Source organism: Herbaspirillum sp. CAH-3 (assembly GCF_009668275.1).
GTDB classification, from domain to species: Bacteria; Pseudomonadota; Gammaproteobacteria; order Burkholderiales; family Burkholderiaceae_D; genus Herbaspirillum; species Herbaspirillum aquaticum.
This window is the reverse complement of record NZ_VSWE01000022.1, coordinates 56,879-75,355: the sequence shown is the minus strand read 5'-3', so window position 1 is coordinate 75,355 and position 18,477 is coordinate 56,879. Positions and strand designations below refer to the sequence as shown.

Annotated in this window: 15 protein-coding genes; 14 read left to right on the top strand and 1 reads right to left on the bottom strand. The window is 63.0% G+C overall.

All coding sequences use genetic code 11. The annotated features are described in order from the left end of the window. The first annotated feature begins 145 nt into the window (after positions 1–145). From FYB76_RS23670 to FYB76_RS23605, 14 genes are all read left to right on the top strand, one after another. Entirely contained in the window at positions 146–1,603 is a 1,458-nt protein-coding gene (locus tag FYB76_RS23670; RefSeq protein ID WP_154135266.1) for a sodium:solute symporter family protein, read from the top strand. 198 nt (positions 1,604–1,801) lie between these two features. Beyond that, positions 1,802–2,548, top strand: a complete 747-nt coding sequence (otsB, locus tag FYB76_RS23665) for a trehalose-phosphatase (RefSeq protein WP_154135264.1) — start codon at positions 1,802–1,804, stop codon at positions 2,546–2,548. Positions 2,549–2,631: 83 nt separating this feature from the next. After that, positions 2,632–4,521 carry a glycoside hydrolase family 15 protein gene (locus tag FYB76_RS23660; RefSeq protein ID WP_088755772.1) on the top strand — a complete coding sequence of 630 codons (1,890 nt, stop codon included), beginning with the start codon at positions 2,632–2,634 and terminating at the stop codon, positions 4,519–4,521. Then, entirely contained in the window at positions 4,521–5,915 is a 1,395-nt protein-coding gene (gene otsA / locus FYB76_RS23655) for an alpha,alpha-trehalose-phosphate synthase (UDP-forming) (RefSeq protein ID WP_154135262.1), read from the top strand. Before FYB76_RS23660 ends, otsA begins: the two co-directional genes overlap by 1 nt. 177 nt (positions 5,916–6,092) lie before the next feature. Then, on the top strand, positions 6,093–6,449 hold the full coding sequence (locus FYB76_RS23650) for an FmdB family zinc ribbon protein (protein ID WP_154135261.1): 357 nt from the start codon (positions 6,093–6,095) through the stop codon (positions 6,447–6,449). Positions 6,450–6,468: 19 nt separating this feature from the next. Then, positions 6,469–7,104 (top strand): DUF502 domain-containing protein, encoded by a 636-nt coding sequence (locus FYB76_RS23645; RefSeq protein ID WP_088755775.1) that lies wholly within the window; start codon positions 6,469–6,471, stop codon positions 7,102–7,104. Positions 7,105–7,200: 96 nt separating this feature from the next. Further along, the gene (gene aspS, locus FYB76_RS23640; protein ID WP_017451842.1) at positions 7,201–9,006 is read left to right on the top strand and encodes an aspartate--tRNA ligase; all 1,806 of its coding nucleotides are present in this window, start codon (positions 7,201–7,203) and stop codon (positions 9,004–9,006) included. Between the two features lie 293 nt (positions 9,007–9,299). Then, positions 9,300–10,601, top strand: coding sequence for an MFS transporter (locus FYB76_RS23635; protein WP_088755776.1), 1,302 nt, complete (start codon positions 9,300–9,302; stop codon positions 10,599–10,601). A gap of 8 nt (positions 10,602–10,609) precedes the next feature. Next, positions 10,610–11,839, top strand: coding sequence for an amidohydrolase family protein (locus tag FYB76_RS23630; RefSeq protein ID WP_088755777.1), 1,230 nt, complete (start codon positions 10,610–10,612; stop codon positions 11,837–11,839). Positions 11,840–11,959: 120 nt separating this feature from the next. Then, positions 11,960–12,865, top strand: a complete 906-nt coding sequence (locus FYB76_RS23625; protein WP_154135259.1) for a LysR substrate-binding domain-containing protein — start codon at positions 11,960–11,962, stop codon at positions 12,863–12,865. A gap of 50 nt (positions 12,866–12,915) precedes the next feature. Continuing rightward, complete coding sequence (gene nudB, locus FYB76_RS23620; protein ID WP_088755779.1) at positions 12,916–13,419, top strand: dihydroneopterin triphosphate diphosphatase; 504 nt, start codon at positions 12,916–12,918, stop codon at positions 13,417–13,419. A gap of 52 nt (positions 13,420–13,471) precedes the next feature. After that, entirely contained in the window at positions 13,472–14,269 is a 798-nt protein-coding gene (locus FYB76_RS23615) for an endonuclease/exonuclease/phosphatase family protein (protein WP_154135258.1), read from the top strand. A 2-nt stretch (positions 14,270–14,271) separates the two neighbouring features. Further along, positions 14,272–15,435, top strand: coding sequence for a phosphatidylserine/phosphatidylglycerophosphate/cardiolipin synthase family protein (locus FYB76_RS23610; RefSeq protein WP_154135257.1), 1,164 nt, complete (start codon positions 14,272–14,274; stop codon positions 15,433–15,435). Between the two features lie 136 nt (positions 15,436–15,571). After that, complete coding sequence (locus FYB76_RS23605; protein ID WP_088755782.1) at positions 15,572–16,747, top strand: acetyl-CoA C-acetyltransferase; 1,176 nt, start codon at positions 15,572–15,574, stop codon at positions 16,745–16,747. Positions 16,748–16,831: 84 nt separating this feature from the next. Here the strand turns inward: FYB76_RS23605 and FYB76_RS23600 are convergent, their stop codons facing one another. Beyond that, positions 16,832–18,394, bottom strand: a complete 1,563-nt coding sequence (locus FYB76_RS23600) for a tetratricopeptide repeat protein (protein ID WP_195724709.1) — start codon at positions 18,392–18,394, stop codon at positions 16,832–16,834. Positions 18,395–18,477 lie beyond the last annotated feature (83 nt).

The window sequence follows — 18,477 nt, the reverse complement described above, 5'->3', positions numbered from 1 at the left end:
TTGCCTTGCGGGCGATCCGCGCGCATTGCCCAGCCCGGTTGTGGTCCCGGGGCGACAGATGAAAAGTCTTGCCGCAAGCGGCTTTGCGCGAGGAAGTTGCCGCTATAATGCGCGTTTTTCTTACCCCCCCTGCAAGGAAAAAGGCATGAATGCACTGCTCTGGTTCGTCGTCCTCTACTGGGTCATCTCGGTCGGAATCGGCCTGTATGCCACCCGCTATGTGAAGAGTTCGAAGGACTATGCCGTCGCCGGCCGCTCGCTGCCGATGTCGGTGGTGACCGCGACCGTCTTTGCGACCTGGTTCGGTTCGGAGGCTGTGCTGGGCGTGTCCTCGACCTTCCTCAAGGAAGGCCTGGGCGGCATCGTGGCCGATCCTTTCGGTTCTTCCCTGTGCCTGATCCTGGTCGGCGTGTTCTTCGCCAAGAAGCTCTATCGCATGAACCTGCTGACCATCGGCGACTATTACAAGAAGCGCTTCGGCCGTGCCGCCGAAATGCTGGTGACGATCTGCATCGTCATTTCCTACCTGGGCTGGGTGGCCGCGCAGATCAAGGCGCTGGGCCTGGTCTTCAACGTCGTCTCGGGCGGCTACATTCCCATGCACTGGGGCATGATCATCGGCGCCGGCAGCGTGCTGGTCTATACGCTGATGGGCGGCATGTGGGCCGTGGCCATCACCGACTTCCTGCAGATGATCATCGTGGTGGTCGGCATGCTGTATATCGGATATGAAGTTTCCGGCATGGTCGGCGGTCCGGGCGTAGTCATTGCGCATGCCGCGGAGGCCGGCAAGTTCAACTTCTGGCCGGCCGCTGAACTGAAAGACGTACTGTGGTTCTTTGCCGCCTGGATCACCATGATGCTGGGCTCGATCCCGCAACAGGACGTGTTCCAGCGCGTCATGTCCTCCAAGAATGAAAAAGTGGCGCGCAACGCCTCGGTGCTGGGTGGCGTGATCTATTTCTTCTTCGTCTTCATCCCCATCTTCCTGGCCTATTCGGCCACGCTCATCGACCCGGCCATGGTCTCGCGCCTGCTGGAAACCGATTCCCAGCTGGTGCTGCCGACCCTCATCATGGAAAAGATGCCCGTCTTTGCCCAGGTGATGTTCTTCGGCGCCTTGCTGTCGGCCATCAAGAGCTGCGCCAGCGCGACCTTGCTGGCACCTTCGGTGACCTTTACCGAGAACGTGCTCAGGGAAATTCGCCCCTGGAAGAGTGACCGTGAATTCCTCTTCTCCATGCGTGCGGTGGTGCTGCTCTTCACGGTGGGCGTGACCACGCTGGCCCTGAACAGCCAGTCCAGCATCTATGAAATGGTCGAGAACGCCTACAAGGTGACCCTGGTGGCTGCCTTCGTGCCGCTGGCCTTCGGCGTCTACTGGCAGCGCGCCACGCGCCAGGGCGCACTGATGGCCATGGTGCTCGGCCTGGTTTCCTGGATCACCCTGGAATACGCCGCCCCCGACGGCCTGTGGCCGCCGCAGCTGGCCGGCCTGCTGTTCTCCATCGGCGGCATGGTGGTCGGTTCGCTCATGCCCCAGGTGCTGGCCCCGGTGCCGCCCATGGTGGCGGTGCCCGCCGAGGGCAGCGTCCAGTCCTGATCCCGCTTGCCTGATTGAAACGGTCGCCCGGCCTCGCCGCGCGGCCGTTTTGTCTTTTTGGGGAAGTCATCAGAACTGCTGGGCCAAGTGCTGTCAAAGCAATTCCAACGCCCGGGTTTTCGACATTATTCGATATTTAATTGACAATAATTCGAGATCAAGCCGGAACTTATTTGCTTTCCATCAACCTGAAATGGCATGACTGAGCACACTCGCCCCTACGATGTGTCTGCGGATGCATTGTTTCTGGACTTCGATGGCACCCTGGTCGACCTGGCGCCCCAGCCTGAAGAGATCGTGGTGCCGCCGGAGCTGATCACGCTGCTCCAGCGCATCCAGCAAGAGTCCAACGGCGCGCTGGCCATTGTCAGCGGCCGCCCCCTGGATCAGCTGGACTTCTTCCTGGCCCCGCTGCGCCTGCCGGCCGCCGGTGTGCATGGCGCCGAGCGCCGCACGGCCGATGGCCGCATCCTGCAGCAGCCGGTGCCGGACGTGCATCACCTGCGCGAGCGCCTGCTGCCGCTGGTGGAGTCGCATCCCGGCCTGCAGCTGGAACTCAAGCGCGGCGCGCTGGCGCTGCATTACCGCCATGCCGCCCACCTGGAACAGCGCTGCGTGGAGACCATGATGGACGCGCTGCGCCACGAGCCCGGCTTCACCCTGCTGCACGGCAAGATGGTGGTGGAAGCCAAGCCGCACATCAACAAGGGCGACGCCGTCGCCGCTTTCCTGCATGAAGCGCCGTTTCGCGGCCGCCGCCCGGTCTTCATCGGCGACGACGTCACCGACGAAGCCGGGTTTGCCATCGCCCAGGGTGAAGTCTTCGGCGGACTCGGCATCAAGATCGGTGCCGGCCCCAGCCAGGCCCTGCAGCGGCTGGCTGATCCGGCCGCCGTATTGGCCCTGCTGCGCCAGAGCGTGGAGGTGCGCAGCACCTCCGCATAGCCGTTTTGCCGGCATCTTTGCCGGCCCGCAGCACATCGCCTTCCATCAAGAAATCTGACCCACAGAACAGAGCACGAGGAACCATGAGCCAGCCCAGCCCCGATCCGCAGCAAGAAGCGCAACCGCAGCCGCATTCCCAGACGCAGCATACCGAGCAACCGCACCTGGCCGCCCAGGCGCACGACATGCCCTCGACCTCCTCGCTGGAGCTGGGCGTGATCGGCAATTGCGCCTTCTCGGCGCTGGTGGACAAGATGGGCCGCATCGTCTGGTGCTGCCTGCCGCGCTTTGATGGCGATCCGGTCTTCAATGCGCTGCTCGATCCCACCGACAACGGCGCGCTGTGGGCTTTCCAGCTGGAGAACTTTTCCCATAGCGAGCAGTGGTATGAACCCAATACCGCCGTGCTGCGCACCCGCCTGTACGACACGCTGGGCCAGGGCATCGAGATCACCGACCTGGCGCCGCGCTTCCAGAGCCGCGGCCGCTTCTTCCGTCCGCTGCAGCTGGTGCGCCGCATCCATCCGCTCTCGGGTGCGCCGCGCATGCGCGTGGTGCTGCGTCCCAAATTCGACTGGGGCCGCGAAGTGCCGCCGCAGACGCGCGGCAGCAACCATATCCGCTATGTCGGCCAGGAGCAGACCCTGCGCCTCAATACCGATGCGCCCATCAGCTACATCGTCGACGAGACCGCCTTCGTGGTCAGCCGCCCCTACAACTTCATCCTCGGCCCGGACGAAACCCTGCATGGCGGCATCAACGATACCGCCCGCGATTTCGAGCAGGAAACCACCGCCTATTGGCGCAACTGGAGCCGCGCCCTGGCCACACCGCTGGAATGGCAGGATGCCGTCATCCGCGCCGCCATCACGCTCAAATTGTCGGTCTATGAAGATACGGGCGCGATCATCGCCGCCATGACCACCAGCGTGCCCGAAGCACCGGGCAGCCAGCGCAACTGGGACTATCGTTATTGCTGGCTGCGTGACGCTTTCTTCGTGGTGCGGGCCCTCAACAGCCTCTCCGAGCTGGGCACCATGGAAGACTACCTGCGCTGGCTGACCAATGTGGTGGTGCGTTCCGGCGGCGGCCACGTGCAGCCCCTGTACGGTATCGGCCTGGAAGAAGCGCTGCCCGAACAGATCCTGGATCACCTGCCAGGCTACCAGCACCACCAGCCGGTACGCGTGGGCAACCAGGCGTATGAACATTTCCAGCACGACGTCTACGGCAACATCGTGCTGGGCGCGGCGCAGGCTTTCCACGACATGCGCCTGCACCATCGCGCCGGGGCCGAGCACTTCCAGCATCTGGAGGCCGTGGGTGAACGCGCCTACGAGGTCTACAACCAGCCCGATGCCGGCATGTGGGAGCTGCGTACCCGCTCGCGCATCCATACCTCCTCGGCGCTGATGAGCTGGGCCGCCTGCGACCGCCTGGCCAAGATCGCCGCCCGCGTGGACCTGCCCGAGCGGGCCCGCTACTGGGGCGACCGCGCCAAGGAAATCGGCGACCGCATCCTTACCGAAGCCTGGAATGAACAGCGCCAGGCCTATGCCGAAAGCTTCGGCGGACGCGACCTCGACGCCAGCGTGCTGCTGATGGTGGAAGTGGGCCTGATCTCGCCCACCGATCCGCGTTTCATCTCCACCGTGGAAGCGCTGGAGAAATCGCTCTGCGACGGCCCCTACATGCGCCGCTACGAAGCCCCGGATGATTTCGGCCGTCCCGAGACCGCCTTCAACATCTGCACCTTCTGGCGCATCGATGCGCTGGCGCGCATCGGCCGCAAGGAGCAGGCGCGCGAGATCTTCCAGGCCATGCTGGATGCGCGCAACCACCTGGGCCTGCTGTCCGAGGATACGCACCCGGTCACGCGCCAGATGTGGGGCAACTTCCCGCAGACCTATTCGATGGTGGGCATCATCAACTGTGCGATGCGCCTGTCGGCTTCGTGGGAGGCGGTGATCTGATGGGCAGACTCGTCGTCGTTTCCAATCGCCTCGCCGATCCCCGCAAGCCGGCTGCGGGCGGCCTGGCCGTTGCCCTGGGCGAAACCCTCAAGAAGACCGGCGGACTCTGGTTCGGCTGGAGCGGCAAGGTCGTCGAGAACGGTACGCCCGGCGAGGGCGAGTTGCGCGTCAACCAGGCCGGGCCGGTCACCCTGGCCGAACTGGACCTGTCGCAGGAAGACCATGATGCCTACTACCGCGGCTACGCCAATGGCGTGCTGTGGCCGGTCTTCCACTATCGACTGGACCTGGCGCATTTCGAAGCCGGCCACCTGGGTGGCTATCGCCGGGTCAACCAGCTCTTCGCGCGCAAATTGTTTCCGCTGTTGAAGCGCGATGACATCGTCTGGATCCACGATTACCACCTCATCCCGCTGGCTGCCGAACTGCGCGCCATGGGCTGCGAGGCGCGCATCGGCTTCTTCCTGCACATCCCGCTGCCGCCGCCGCCCATCCTGACTGCCATCCCTTCGCATGAATGGCTCATGCGCGCACTGTTTGCCTATGACCTGGTGGGCTTCCAGAACCACGCCGACCTGCAGCACTTCGCCCAGTACGTCCAGGCCGAGGCAACCGCCGAGCCGGTCGGACCCAACCAGTTTCGCGCCTTCAACCGCACGGTGCATGCCAATGCCTTCCCGATCGGCATCGACGTGTCCGAATTCCAGCGCCTGGGCCAGGCCAAGGAAGCGCGTGACACCTATGAAAGCACCAAGGCCGAGTATTCGCGCCGTCGCCTGCTGATCGGTGTGGACCGGCTGGATTATTCCAAGGGCCTGCCGCAGCGCATCCGCGCCTTCCGCGAGCTGCTGCGCCTGTATCCGGAAAATCGCCACAGCGCCACCTTGCTGCAGATCGCCTCGCCCAGCCGTGAAGACGTGGAAGCCTACGGCGACATCCAGCGCGAGCTGGAAAGCCTGTGCGGTTCCATCAACGGCGACTTCGGCGACTTCGACTGGATGCCGATCCGCTACATCCATCGCACCGTGGCGCGCCGCCGCCTGCCGGGTTTGTACCGCGCCTGCGCGGTGGCACTGGTGACGCCCCTGCGGGACGGCATGAACCTGGTGGCCAAGGAGTTCGTCGCCTCCCAGGATCCGGACGATCCGGGCGTCCTGGTGTTGTCGCGCTTTGCCGGGGCGGCCGAGCAGATGAAACAGGCGCTCATCATCAACCCCTACGACACCCACGGTGCCGCCCAGGTCATCCAGCAGGCCCTGCAGATGTCGCAGGGCGAACGGCGCGAGCGCCATGCCGCGCTGATGGAGAACATCCGCCGCTTCGACGTGCATTGGTGGTGCCGTGAATTCCTTGACACGCTGCGCAGCAGCCGCGCCGCCCCGGTGGACAGTTGAGCCGGGTGCCCGCGCCGCCCGGCGAGGGCAGTGAATAAAATTGCAAAATGGCAAAATTTGCCTGGCGCGACGGTGCATGCCGTCGCGCCAGCGCATCGCCTGCGCGGGCAGGTTCACTAAAACTCCGCCAAAAGCCTTTATAATTCAGGGTTTTGGAAGTTTTTTGCGGAGTTAGTCATGCCCATTTACGCGTATCGCTGCGAAGCGTGTGGTTTTGCCAAGGATGTCTTGCAGAAGATCTCTGACGATGCGTTGACCGTTTGCCCCTCTTGCAACAAGGACAGTTTCCGCAAGCAGTTGACTGCGGCCGGTTTCCAGTTGAAGGGTTCGGGCTGGTACGTGACCGATTTCCGGGGCAATGGCAGTGGCACGGCCAACAGCAAGGGTGCCAATGGCACCGGCATCGCCGGGTCCGCCGACGCCCCCGCTGCGGCCGCAGAAGCGCCTGCTGCCGCTACGGCGGCTCCGGCTGCTGCGCCCGCACCGGCGGCGGCTGCCCCTGCGGCGGCACCGTCCACCCCCAGCGCCAGCTAACGAGGTCTTCCTTTCCCCCATGCGCAAATACTTCATCACGGGTCTGCTGATCCTGGTCCCCCTGGCCATCACGCTGTGGGTACTGAACCTGATCATCAGTACCATGGACCAGTCGCTGCTGCTGCTGCCCGAAGCATGGCGGCCGGCGCATTGGCTGGGCCACAACATTCCCGGCCTGGGCGCGATCCTGACGCTGCTGATCGTCTTCCTCACCGGCCTGGCCGCGCGCAATTTCATCGGCCGCCGCCTGGTGCTGCTGTGGGAAGGCCTGCTGACCCGCATTCCGGTGGTGAAGTCGATCTATTCCAGCGTCAAGCAGGTCTCCGATACGCTGTTCTCGCCCTCCGGCAACGCCTTCCGCAAGGCCGTGCTGATCCAGTACCCGCGCCAGGGTTCGTGGACTATCGCCTTCCTGACCGGCACGCCCGGTGGCGAAGTCAAGAACCACCTGCAGGGCGAGTTCATCAGCGTGTATGTGCCCACCACCCCCAACCCGACTTCCGGTTTCTTCCTGATGCTGCCGCGTGCCGATGCCATCGAGCTCGACATGTCGGTGGATGCAGCCCTGAAGTACATCGTCTCCATGGGCGTGGTCGCCCCCGAGATGGTCACCGACAAGAAGATCATCACCGACGCGGCGGCGCCGAAGAATTGAGGGGGCGGCCGGCAGTCCGCTGCCCGGCCAGCCCCGCCTTCGCCCTTAGCGTCTTCTCTGAAATCCAACAAGAACACTGTCAACGGAATCACAACCATGTCCATGCGAACCCAATACTGTGGCCTCACTACCGAGGCACTGCTCGGCCAAACCGTCAGCCTCTGCGGCTGGGTGCACCGTCGCCGCGATCACGGCGGCGTGATCTTCATCGACCTGCGCGACCGCGAAGGCCTGGTCCAGGTGGTCTGCGATCCGGATCGCGCGGATGTCTTCAAGAACGCCGAATCGGTGCGCAACGAGTTCTGCCTGCGCATCACCGGCCTGGTGCGCAACCGTCCGGAAGGCACCACCAACGCCAACCTGAAGTCGGGCAAGATCGAAGTGCTGTGCCACGAACTGGAAGTGCTGAACCCGTCGGTGACGCCGCCGTTCCAGCTCGATGACGATAGCCTGTCCGAAACCACCCGCCTGACCCACCGCGTGCTGGACCTGCGTCGCCCGCAGATGCAGAACAACCTGCGCCTGCGCTACAAGGTGGCCATGGAAGTGCGCAAGTTCCTGGATGCGCAAGGCTTCATCGACATCGAAACCCCGATGCTGACCAAGTCCACCCCGGAAGGCGCCCGCGACTACCTGGTGCCTTCGCGCGTGAACGCCGGTGAATTCTTCGCCCTGCCGCAGTCGCCCCAGCTGTTCAAGCAGCTGCTGATGGTGGCCAACTTCGACCGCTACTACCAGATCACCAAGTGCTTCCGCGACGAAGACCTGCGTGCTGACCGCCAGCCGGAATTCACCCAGATCGACTGCGAAACCTCCTTCCTCAACGAACAGGAAATCCGTGACCTGTTCGAAGGCATGATCCGCCTGGTCTTCAAGAACGCGCTGGACATCGACCTGCCGAACCCGTTCCCGGTGATGGACTTCGCCACCGCCATGGGCATGTATGGTTCGGACAAGCCGGACATGCGCGTCAAGCTCGAATTCACCGAGCTGACCGATGTCATGAAGGACGTGGACTTCAAGGTCTTCTCGGGCGCTGCCAACAGCGAAGGCGGCCGCGTGGTCGGCCTGCGCGTGCCGGGCGGTGCGGAAATGCCGCGTTCGGAAATCGACGCCTACACCCAGTTCGTCGCCATCTACGGCGCCAAGGGCCTGGCCTACATCAAGGTCAATGAAAAGGCCAAGGGCCGTGACGGCCTGCAGTCGCCCATCGTCAAGAACATCCACGATGCGGCCCTGAACGCCATCCTGGAAAAGACCGGCGCACAAGACGGCGACCTGATCTTCTTCGGTGCCGACAAGGCCAAGGTGGTCAACGACGCCATCGGCGCGCTGCGCGTGAAGATCGGCCACAGCGAATTCGGCAAGAAGAACGGCCTGTTCGACGACGCATGGCGTCCGCTGTGGGTGGTCGACTTCCCCATGTTCGAATACGACGAAGACGGCCAGCGCTGGGTTGCCCTGCACCACCCGTTCACCTCGCCCAAGGATGGCCACGAAGACTTCATCTCGACCAACCCGGGTGCGGCCATCGCCAAGGCCTACGACATGGTCCTGAACGGCTGGGAACTGGGCGGCGGCTCGGTCCGTATCCACCGCGCCGACGTACAGAGCAAGGTGTTCCGCGCCCTGAAGATCGATGACGAAGAAGCCCGCCTGAAGTTCGGCTTCCTGCTGGACGCCCTGCAATACGGCGCGCCCCCGCACGGCGGCATCGCCTTCGGCCTGGACCGCCTGGTCACCATGATGGCCGGTGCCGAATCGATCCGCGACGTGATCGCCTTCCCCAAGACCCAGCGCGCCCAGTGCCTGCTGACCCACGCCCCTTCGGAAGTGGACGAGAAGCAGCTGCGCGAGCTGCACATCCGCCTGCGCAATACCGAGCCGGCAGTGAAGGCCTGATCGATTCAGCCATTCATCGATTCGACATTCATCTCCTCATCAATTCATCGATGGGGTTGATGAATCGAAGAGGGCAGCCACAAAAAGCGCGTGCAGAAATGCACGCGCTTTTTTCATTGCGGCAGCGGATTCATAAAAGATATAAACAATATAAAAAATTAATACGGGAAATCCTCATATCATTTACGCATGCATGCGTACAGAGCATGGCTGCATGCACAGATATCATTTCCGCCTGCCTCCCGCTGACCCTATTATCGGCCGCATATCAACGTCTGACATGAGGGGAGAGCATGCAAGCAACGACATTACCAGCCGGCGGGATTCCGGTGGTCACCAACCACCAGCGCCGTCGCGCGATCATTGCCACCGTGATCGGCAATGGTCTCGAATGGTTCGACTTCACCGTCTACAGTTTCTTCGCGGTGATCATCGCCAAGCTGTTCTTCCCGACCGGTAACGACCTGACGTCCCTGCTGCTGGCAGTGGCGACTTTCGGTGTCGGTTTCTTCATGCGTCCGGTGGGCGGCATCCTGCTGGGCATCTACGCTGACCGCGTGGGCCGCAAGGCGGCGTTGTCGGTCACCATCCTGCTCATGGCGGTGGGCACCACCATGATCGGCCTGGCACCGACCTATGAAAGCGTGGGCCTGTTCGCCCCGCTCATCATCGTCGTGGCGCGCCTGCTGCAAGGCTTCTCGGCCGGCGGCGAGATGGGCAGTGCCACCGCCTTCCTGACCGAATACGCGCCCGAGCGTGAACGCGCCTATTACTCCAGCTGGATCCAGGCCAGCATCGGCGTGGCCGTGCTGCTGGGTGCGGCCGTCGGCACCTTCGTCACCACCAGCCTGGAACCGGAAGCCCTGGCCAGCTGGGGCTGGCGACTGCCCTTCCTGCTGGGCATCATCATCGGCCCGGTCGGTTACTACATCCGCAATCACCTCGAAGAAACCCCGACCTTCCTCGAAGAAAAGGACAAGACCGATTCGCCCTTGAAGGAAGTGATCCGCAACTTCCCGCGCGAGACCTCGGCCAGCTTTTCGATGGTCATCCTGTGGACGGTCTGTACCTATGTGCTGCTGTTCTACATGCCGACCTACTCGGTGAAGGTGCTGAAGCTGCCGCAAACCACCGGCTTCATCGCCGGCATGGTGGGTGGACTCTGCATCATGGTGCTGGCCCCCATCGTTGGCCGCCTGGCCGACCGCATCGGACGCCGTCCGCTGCTCTCCGGTGCCGCCGCGCTGATCCTGGTGCTGGCCTATCCCATGTTCGCCTGGATCAACAGCGCGCCCAGCCTGACCACCCTGCTGGTCTTCCAGCTGGTCTTCGGCACCCTGATCGCGGCCTACACCGGCCCCATCCTGGCGGCTTTCTCCGAACTGTTCCCGGCCAAGGTGCTTTCCACCGGCCTGTCGGTGGCCTACAACCTGGCCGTGACCATCTTCGGCGGCTTTGCTTCCTTCTTCATCACCTGGCTGATCGCTGCCACCGGCAACAACATGGCCCCGGCCTTCTACGTGATGATCGCCGCTGCCATCAGCTTCGTCGGCACCCGCTTCGTGCGTGAGCCGCAGTACCTGCAACAACATTGAAATTCGCCATGACCAAGATTCTCCTGAAGGGCGGCAACGTCCTCGACCCGGCACTGGGCAGCCTGTTCCCGCGCCATGATGTCCTGATCGAAAAAGACCGCATCATCGATGTCTCCGCCACGCCTCTTGAAGTGAGCGGCGCACGCGTGATCGACGTCACCGGCAAGACCGTCATGCCCGGCCTGATCGATTGCCACGTGCACGTGCTGGCCTCGCTGGCCAACCTGGGCCTCAATGCCTTGCAACCCGGCTCGCTGACTTCGATCCGCGCCTTGCCCATCGTCGAAGCCATGTTGAATCGCGGCTTCACCAGCGTGCGGGATGCCGGTGGTGCCGACTGGGGCCTGGCGCAAGCCATCGCCATCGGCCTGGTACCGGGCCCGCGCATCTTCCCCTCGGGCAAGGCGCTGTCGCAGACCGGCGGCCATGGCGATTTCCGGCCGCGTTCCGATGTGCTGGAGCCCTGCTCCTGCGCCTTCCGTGCCGGTGCCATTGCGCGCGTGGCCGATGGTGTGGATGCCGTGCGGCTGGCTGCCCGCGAGGAATTGCAGAAGGGCGCAACCCAGATCAAGATCATGGCCTCGGGCGGCGTTGCTTCGCCGACCGACCCCATCGGCAATACCCAATACAGCGAAGATGAAATCCGCGCCATCGTGGCCGAAGCCGAGGCCGCGCAGACCTACGTGATGGCGCATGCCTACACCGGCCGCGCCATCGCCCGCGCCGTGCGCTGCGGCGTGCGCACCATCGAGCACGGCAACCTGGTCGATGCCGAGGCCGCACGCGTGATGCGCGAGCATGGTGCCTTCGTGGTGCCCACCCTGGTCACCTACGATTCCCTGGCCCGCGACGGTGCGCGCCTGGGCCTGCCGCCCGATTCGGTGGCCAAGATCGAATCGGTGCGCCAGGCCGGCCGTGACTCGCTGCGCATCTATGCCGAACACGGCGTGCAGATGGGCTTCGGCTCCGACCTGCTGGGCGAGATGCATCAGGATCAATCGACTGAATTCCTGATCCGTGCCGAGATCCTCGGCAACCTGGAAACCATCCGCTCGGCCACTTCGATCGCCGCCGCGATCCTGCAGCGCGACGGCGAACTGGGCACCGTGCGCGCCGGTGCGCTGGCCGACCTGATCGTGGTCGATGGAAATCCGCTGCAGGACATCACGCTACTGACCGGCCAGGGTGAACACCTGTCGCTGGTCATGCAATCCGGGCACATCCACCGCAGCCGCTGATCGCCGGCACTGCGCATTTACCGTCGCCGCTTTCCGTACACCATCGGAAAGCTGCGGTGGGCATGCTTTTCGCTCTACCATCTCGACCTGGATGAGACCTTTCGAGCCGGAGCGCCGACCATGCGTATATCGCCACTTCCCCCTTTACCTTCGCTGATCGCCTTCGAGGCGGCCATGCGCCATGGCAGCTTCACCCGCGCGGCGGCTGAACTGCATCTCACGCAGAGCGCCATCAGCCGCCAGATTGCCCAGCTGGAGCGCTTTCTCGGCAAGAAGCTGTTCCTGCGCGAGCCGCGCGCACTGCGCCTGACGGTCAGCGGCCAGCGTTACGCGGCACTGGTGCAGCGCCTGCTGGTCGATTGCGCCGAAGCCACCGAAGACATCATGAAGCGCAAGGGCCACCAAGAACTGACGGTAGCCTGTTCGCAAGGTGTGGCGGTGCTGTGGCTGACGCCACGCCTGGCGCGCTTTCGCGCCCTGCACCCGGATTGCCACCTGCGCCTGGTCGTCAATGACAGCCTGGCCCAGCTGTCCGAAACCGATTTCGACATGGGCATCTACTTCCTGCGCGATGGCCCGCCCTCGGGGCTGGCGGTGCGCCGCCTGTATGACGAGGAAGTGTTCCCGGTCTGCTCCCCGGCCTATCTGAAGGGCCGCACGCTGGCACCCGCCGCGTTGCCCCAGGAGACCCTGCTGATGCTGGAAGACGGGCAGCGGCAGTGGATGTCCTGGCAGAACTGGCTGGCGCACAACGGCGTGGACGACGTGCGCATCGAACAGCAGATCCTGTCCAACCAATATCCGGTGCTGCTGCAACTGGCCATGGAAGGGCAGGGCATCGTGCTGGCCTGGCGTCACATGATCGACGCCTGCATGCAACAAGGACTGCTGGTGCGCGCCTGTGAAGCCAACGCCAGCCTGGGCGGCGGCTATTACGCGGTGTGGCCGCGCGACCGCATCGAGCACGCTGCGGCACGGGCCTTCCGCAGCTGGCTGGTGGCCGAGAGCGAAGCCTCGCTGCTCTGAAACGCTGCCGTCCCGATACAATGGAGCCTTTCCCGCATCACGGACAGGCCATGACGCAAGCCAAGCCCTACAAGATTCCCGAATCGGTGCTGGTGGTGATCCACAGCCCCGATCAATACGTGTTGTTGATCGAACGCGCCGACCAGCCCGGCTTCTGGCAATCGGTGACCGGCTCCAGGGACGCCCTCGATGAGCCCTTGTCGGAGACCGCCCGACGCGAAGTGGAGGAAGAAACCGGCATCGTGGTGGCCGATCTCGGCGTAGACTCGGCCCACGATGGCGGAAACCGCGTGCCGCGCGCGCATCTGCGCGACTGGCAACTTTCCAATGTCTATGACATCTATCCGGTCTGGCGGCACCGCTACGCGCCGGGCGTGACCAGGAATACCGAACACGTCTTTGGCCTGCTGGTGCCGCGCGACATCCCGGTGACGCTGGCCCCGCGCGAGCACACCCGCCATGTCTGGCTGCCGTATCGCGAAGCGGCCGACCGCTGTTTCTCGCCCTCCAATGCCGAGGCGATCCTGCAGTTGCCGCGCTACCTGGCCTCCTAGCCAGCGCCAGGCGCGACCGGCACCGGACAAGAACAAGAGAAAGGTTGCATCGATGAAGCTGCGTGTTGCCACATACAACATCCACAAGGGCGTGACCTCCTTTGCCGGCCGCCCGCGCATCCTGGCGCTGAAGCAGGCGCTGGCGCAACTGGATCCGGACATCCTGTTCCTGCAGGAAGTGCAGGGCCGCCATGACCTCAACGCCCTGCGCCACGCCTCCAACTGGCCGCAGCAGGGCCAGCATGAATATCTTGCCGGTGATACTCATCACGCGGCCTACGGCATGAATGCCGTGTATGACCACGGGCATCATGGCAATGCCCTCATCTCGCGCTTTGAAATCGCGTCCATCCGCAACCAGGATGTCTCCGACCATGCCTACGAGTCGCGCGGCATCCTGCATTGCGTGGTGCCCATCGAAGGGGTGGAGGTGCATTGCTACGTGATCCACCTGGGCTTGTTCGCCGGGGGCCGTCGGCGCCAGATCGATGCGCTCATTCAAGCGGTGAGCACGTCCTCGCCGCCCGATGCGCCCCTGCTGATCGCCGGCGATTTCAATGACTGGACCAACCAGCTCAGCCGCACCCTGTACCAGAACCTGGGTGTGACCGAAGTCTTCGACCAGCCGCAACCCACTGCGCGTGGCGTGATGCAGGGCTTGCGCCGGTTGGGTGGCCTGTCGGCGCCGATCCGCCCGGCGCGGACCTTCCCGGCCATGATGCCGTGGCTGCGCCTGGATCGCATCTACGTGCGCGGTTTCCGCGTGGAAACGGCGGAGGTCCTGAAGGATGGCCCTTGGGCGCGCCTGTCGGACCATGCGCCCATCGTCACCGAACTGCAGCTGGCCTGATCTTGCGCCACCTCGCCTTTACCGACGGCAACCAGATTGCGCTGCTGCACAGTGGTGCGGGTTTCTATCCCGCACTGATCAGTGCGATTGATGCGGCGCGGGTCGAGATCTATCTGGAAACTTATATTTTTTCCCTCGATGAGACGGGAATGCTGGTCTGCGAAGCCCTGCAAAAGGCCGCTGCACGCGGGGTTGTAGTCTATGTCATCAATGACTGGCTGGGCACGGGCCGTGAAAATACTAACAAATTGCGCCTCGCACTGACGGCGGCCGGGGTGCAGCACCGCTCCTTCAATCCCTGGTTCCGGCGCGGCGTGGCGCGCAGCCATCGCAAGCTGTGCGTGGTGGATCGCCAGGTGGCCTTCGTCGGTGGGCTCAACATCAATGACGACATGGTCTCCGACCGCGACCATGCCATGCCCTTGCCCGCACCGCGTTGGGATTTCGCCGTGAGCGTGGTGGGGCCGCTGGTGCAGGACATCTATCGTGAAGTCCAGGCGCAATGGCTGCGTGTGGGGCGTATGAAACTGAAGGCGCGCTGGCGCAACTTCAAGCACCTGCGCCATGGCCATCCGGGCCCGGTGCATGACCAGACCCAGGCCGCGCTGGTGGTGCGCGACAATTTCCGCAACCGGCGCACCATCCAGCGCGCCTACCTGCAGGCGCTGGGGCGTGCCCGCGAGAGCGCCTTCCTCGCCAATCCGTATTTCGCGCCGGGCCGCAAGATGCGCCGCGCGCTGGAAGAGGCCGCCATGCGCGGGGTGAAGGTGACCCTGCTCTTGGGGGTAGGGCAGTTCGTGATGCAGGATGCGGTGGCGCATTCCTTCTATCCGAAGCTACTGCGCGCGGGGGTGCGCATCGTGGAATACACCCATACCGAGCTGCATGCCAAGGTAGCCGTGGTGGACGACAAATGGGCGACGGTGGGATCGAGCAACTATGACGGGCTCTCGCTGTTCGTCAACCAGGAAGCCAACGTGGTGGTCCAGGATCCGGCCTTCGCCGCTTACCTGCGCCAGGAGATCGAGGCCGGTGCGGCCGGGGGCAGGGTGGTGCACCTGTCGGACTTCCTGCACGTGCCCTGGTACAAGCGCGCCGCGTATGGTGCCGCCTTCCTCCTTTATCGCACGGTAATTCACATCATCACGCTGGGAAAAGACGCCTGAGGCTTTCTGCGCGGTGTTTGATTTACCGAAAATTCACCATATCGCGTTCCAAGCTGAAATCGAATAAGATGACCATCCCGGTTTTCGAAGGACAGCCGTGCGCGGCTGCCTGCCATTTCAATAAAAGGAGCGAGTTATGGATGATGTGGTCATTGTCGCAGCACAGAGAACGGCGATCGGCAAATTCGGCGGGTCCTTGTCGAAGATTGCGGCGGCCGATCTGGGTGCGCAAGTCATCAAGGCCCTGCTGGCCAAGACCGGCATCAAGCCGGAAGCCATCAGCGAAGTCATCCTCGGCCAGGTGCTGACCGCTGGCCTGGGCCAGAACCCGGCGCGCCAGTCGGTCATCAAGTCCGGCCTGCCTGACATGGTCCCGGCCTTCGTGGTCGGCAAGGTCTGCGGCAGCGGCCTGAAGGCGGTGCAGCTGGCGGCGCAGGCGATTCGCTGCGGCGACGCGCAGATCGTCATCGCCGGCGGCCAGGAGAACATGAGTGCCTCGCCGCACGTGCTCAACAACTCGCGTGACGGCTTCCGCATGGGAGACGCCAAGCTGACCGACACCATGATCGTGGATGGGTTGTGGGACGTCTACAACCAGTATCACATGGGCATCACCGCCGAGAACGTGGCCAAGAAGTTCGAGATCAGCCGCGAAGAGCAGGATGCTTTTGCTGCCGCCTCGCAGAACAAGGCTGAAGCAGCGCAGAAGGCCGGCAAGTTCAAGGATGAGATCGTGCCCATCGAGATCAAGGGCAAGAAGGAAACCGTGGTCTTCGATACCGATGAATTCGTCAAGCACGGCGTGACCGCTGAGGCGCTGGCGGCGCTGCGTCCGGCCTTCGACAAGGCCGGTACGGTGACGGCCGGCAACGCCTCCGGCATCAACGATGGCGCAGCGGCCGTGGTGGTGACCTCGGCCAAGCTGGCTGCCGAACTGGGCCTGCCTGTGCTGGCCAAGATAAAGGCCTATTCCTCGGCCGGCCTGGATCCCAGCATCATGGGCATGGGCCCGGTGCCGGCATCGCAGCTGACCCTGAAGAAGGCAGGCTGGACTGCACAGGACCTGGACCTGATGGAAATCAACGAAGCCTTTGCTGCGCAAGCCATTGCGGTGAACAAGCAGATGGGCTGGGACACCAGCAAGATCAACGTCAACGGTGGCGCCATTGCCCTGGGCCACCCCATCGGTGCCTCTGGCTGCCGCGTGCTGGTGACGCTGCTGCACGAGATGGTGCGCCGTGATGCCAAGAAGGGTCTGGCCAGCCTCTGTATCGGTGGCGGCATGGGTGTGGCGCTGGCTGTGGAGCGTTGAGCCTGTTGAAGCGCTTGTTGAGATGAAGAAAACGCCGGCTTGCGAGCCGGCGTTTTTCTTTGGGGAAGGGTGGGTTGGCGTAGCTCAGCGTGTTGTTGATGCCGGTTCTGACGGACTGAAGTTGCGGATGGTGATGTCCTTGCGCCCCGACGGCAGAGGCTGATTCGCCTGATCCAGCCATTGCCACTGGATATCTTTTGGAGAAATGTCCAGGCCGCGATCACGCGGGTCAGGGAAAGGCTGCCCCTCTTCGACATAGGCTTGGCGCGTCCATTGATTGAAGACCTTGGCCAGTGGATGGGCGGGATCGACCTCGCCATGCCAGATGCCGGTGGCTGGTGCAGTGAGCAAGCCGCTGGAGCGCAAATCGCGTGAGGGGACGTGGATTTCGCGCAACACGCCTTGGGGGACTCGCCAGTCGGGGACATGCCGCGCAGCCGGCAGTTTGGGAACAGGATTGCCGAGATAGTGGAAACGAAGAACGCCGGACTCTTTTGTAATGTCTTCAGGGGGAGTGAAGGATTCGCCCTGTGCGTAGTACATCGGTACCTGCGCGGCATTCCATGCCACCTGCTTGGGTGTATAAGGTTTGGCCAATTGGGCGAGCCAAAATCCGCTGATGGTGGCATCGGTGTGCAGGTGCTGGATAAGGTGGCCACCTTGCGGCTCGTCGGGGAGGACAAGGCCGTCGGGGATATGAGCGCGGCCCTGGCGCAGTGAAGCAGGGGAAGGTTTGATGTCCGCCAGTGAGGTCGCCTTGACGGGTTTGGCGCCATTGATCAGGGTTTCCTTCTCGCCATCCCAGTAGGGGAGGATGGCGGGCGGTAGAGGAAGAACCTTGTCCAGGTTCGGAAGGCGGAGGTCGGGGTTGAGGCGGAGCATGTCGGCGATGGCTCCATAGCGATCTCCTCTATCTTTATCCTCGCGCGAGTTTGCTGTTGCATCACCTGAGCCGAAACTCACTGCGAGGAAAATGGCGCTCTTCTCGCTACCGAATTTCACACCGTCATGCAAGATGTTGAGGGCTCGTTGCTGGTCGCCGTCCAATCCAAGGCTAAGTCCCAGGATCGACGCAGCTCTACCGTTTTCTTGAGCATGGGCGCATTCCAACAGCTTGTAGGCGAGTGCCTTGTTTCCCCAGGTCTCGCGTGCGGGGTCGTCACGGCTTGCATTGAGTCTTTCGCCGAGGTATGCCTGAGCGTCAGCACTTCCCATTTCAGCTGCGAGAGACCAGAAGGCATACGCTCGAGTTGCATCTTGCCTCACACCGGTACCATTGATATGCAGGGTCCCCATAAAATCAAAGGCACGAGGAATTCCCATCTTCATTACTTCTTCAACGAGTGAAACCGCTCGCTCCGTATCTTTCCCCACCCCTTTCCCTTGGATGTATAAGCTGGCTAAATTCAGCATTGCTTGCCAGTGCTTTTCTTCTGCGGATTTACTCCATAGTTTTGCCGCTTTCACGTAATCGCGGTCGTCTGGCCATAGATCAAAGCTGGTGGCTGCCAGGCCTTCTCTGAACCAGGTTTCCGCCTCTTCGTTAAGAGGAGTCTCGCTGTACTTCTCGTAATTGCAAGGAAACTCTTTGCGATGAGGATCGAATGCCTTGAGGGACATGTTGCGGGGAAGCTTATGCATGAACATTGATATCAGAAGAAAGAATACGATTAATGACAACAAAGCGACCCCTATGGCGGTGCCGCGTAATTTGATTTTTTTGATAAAGA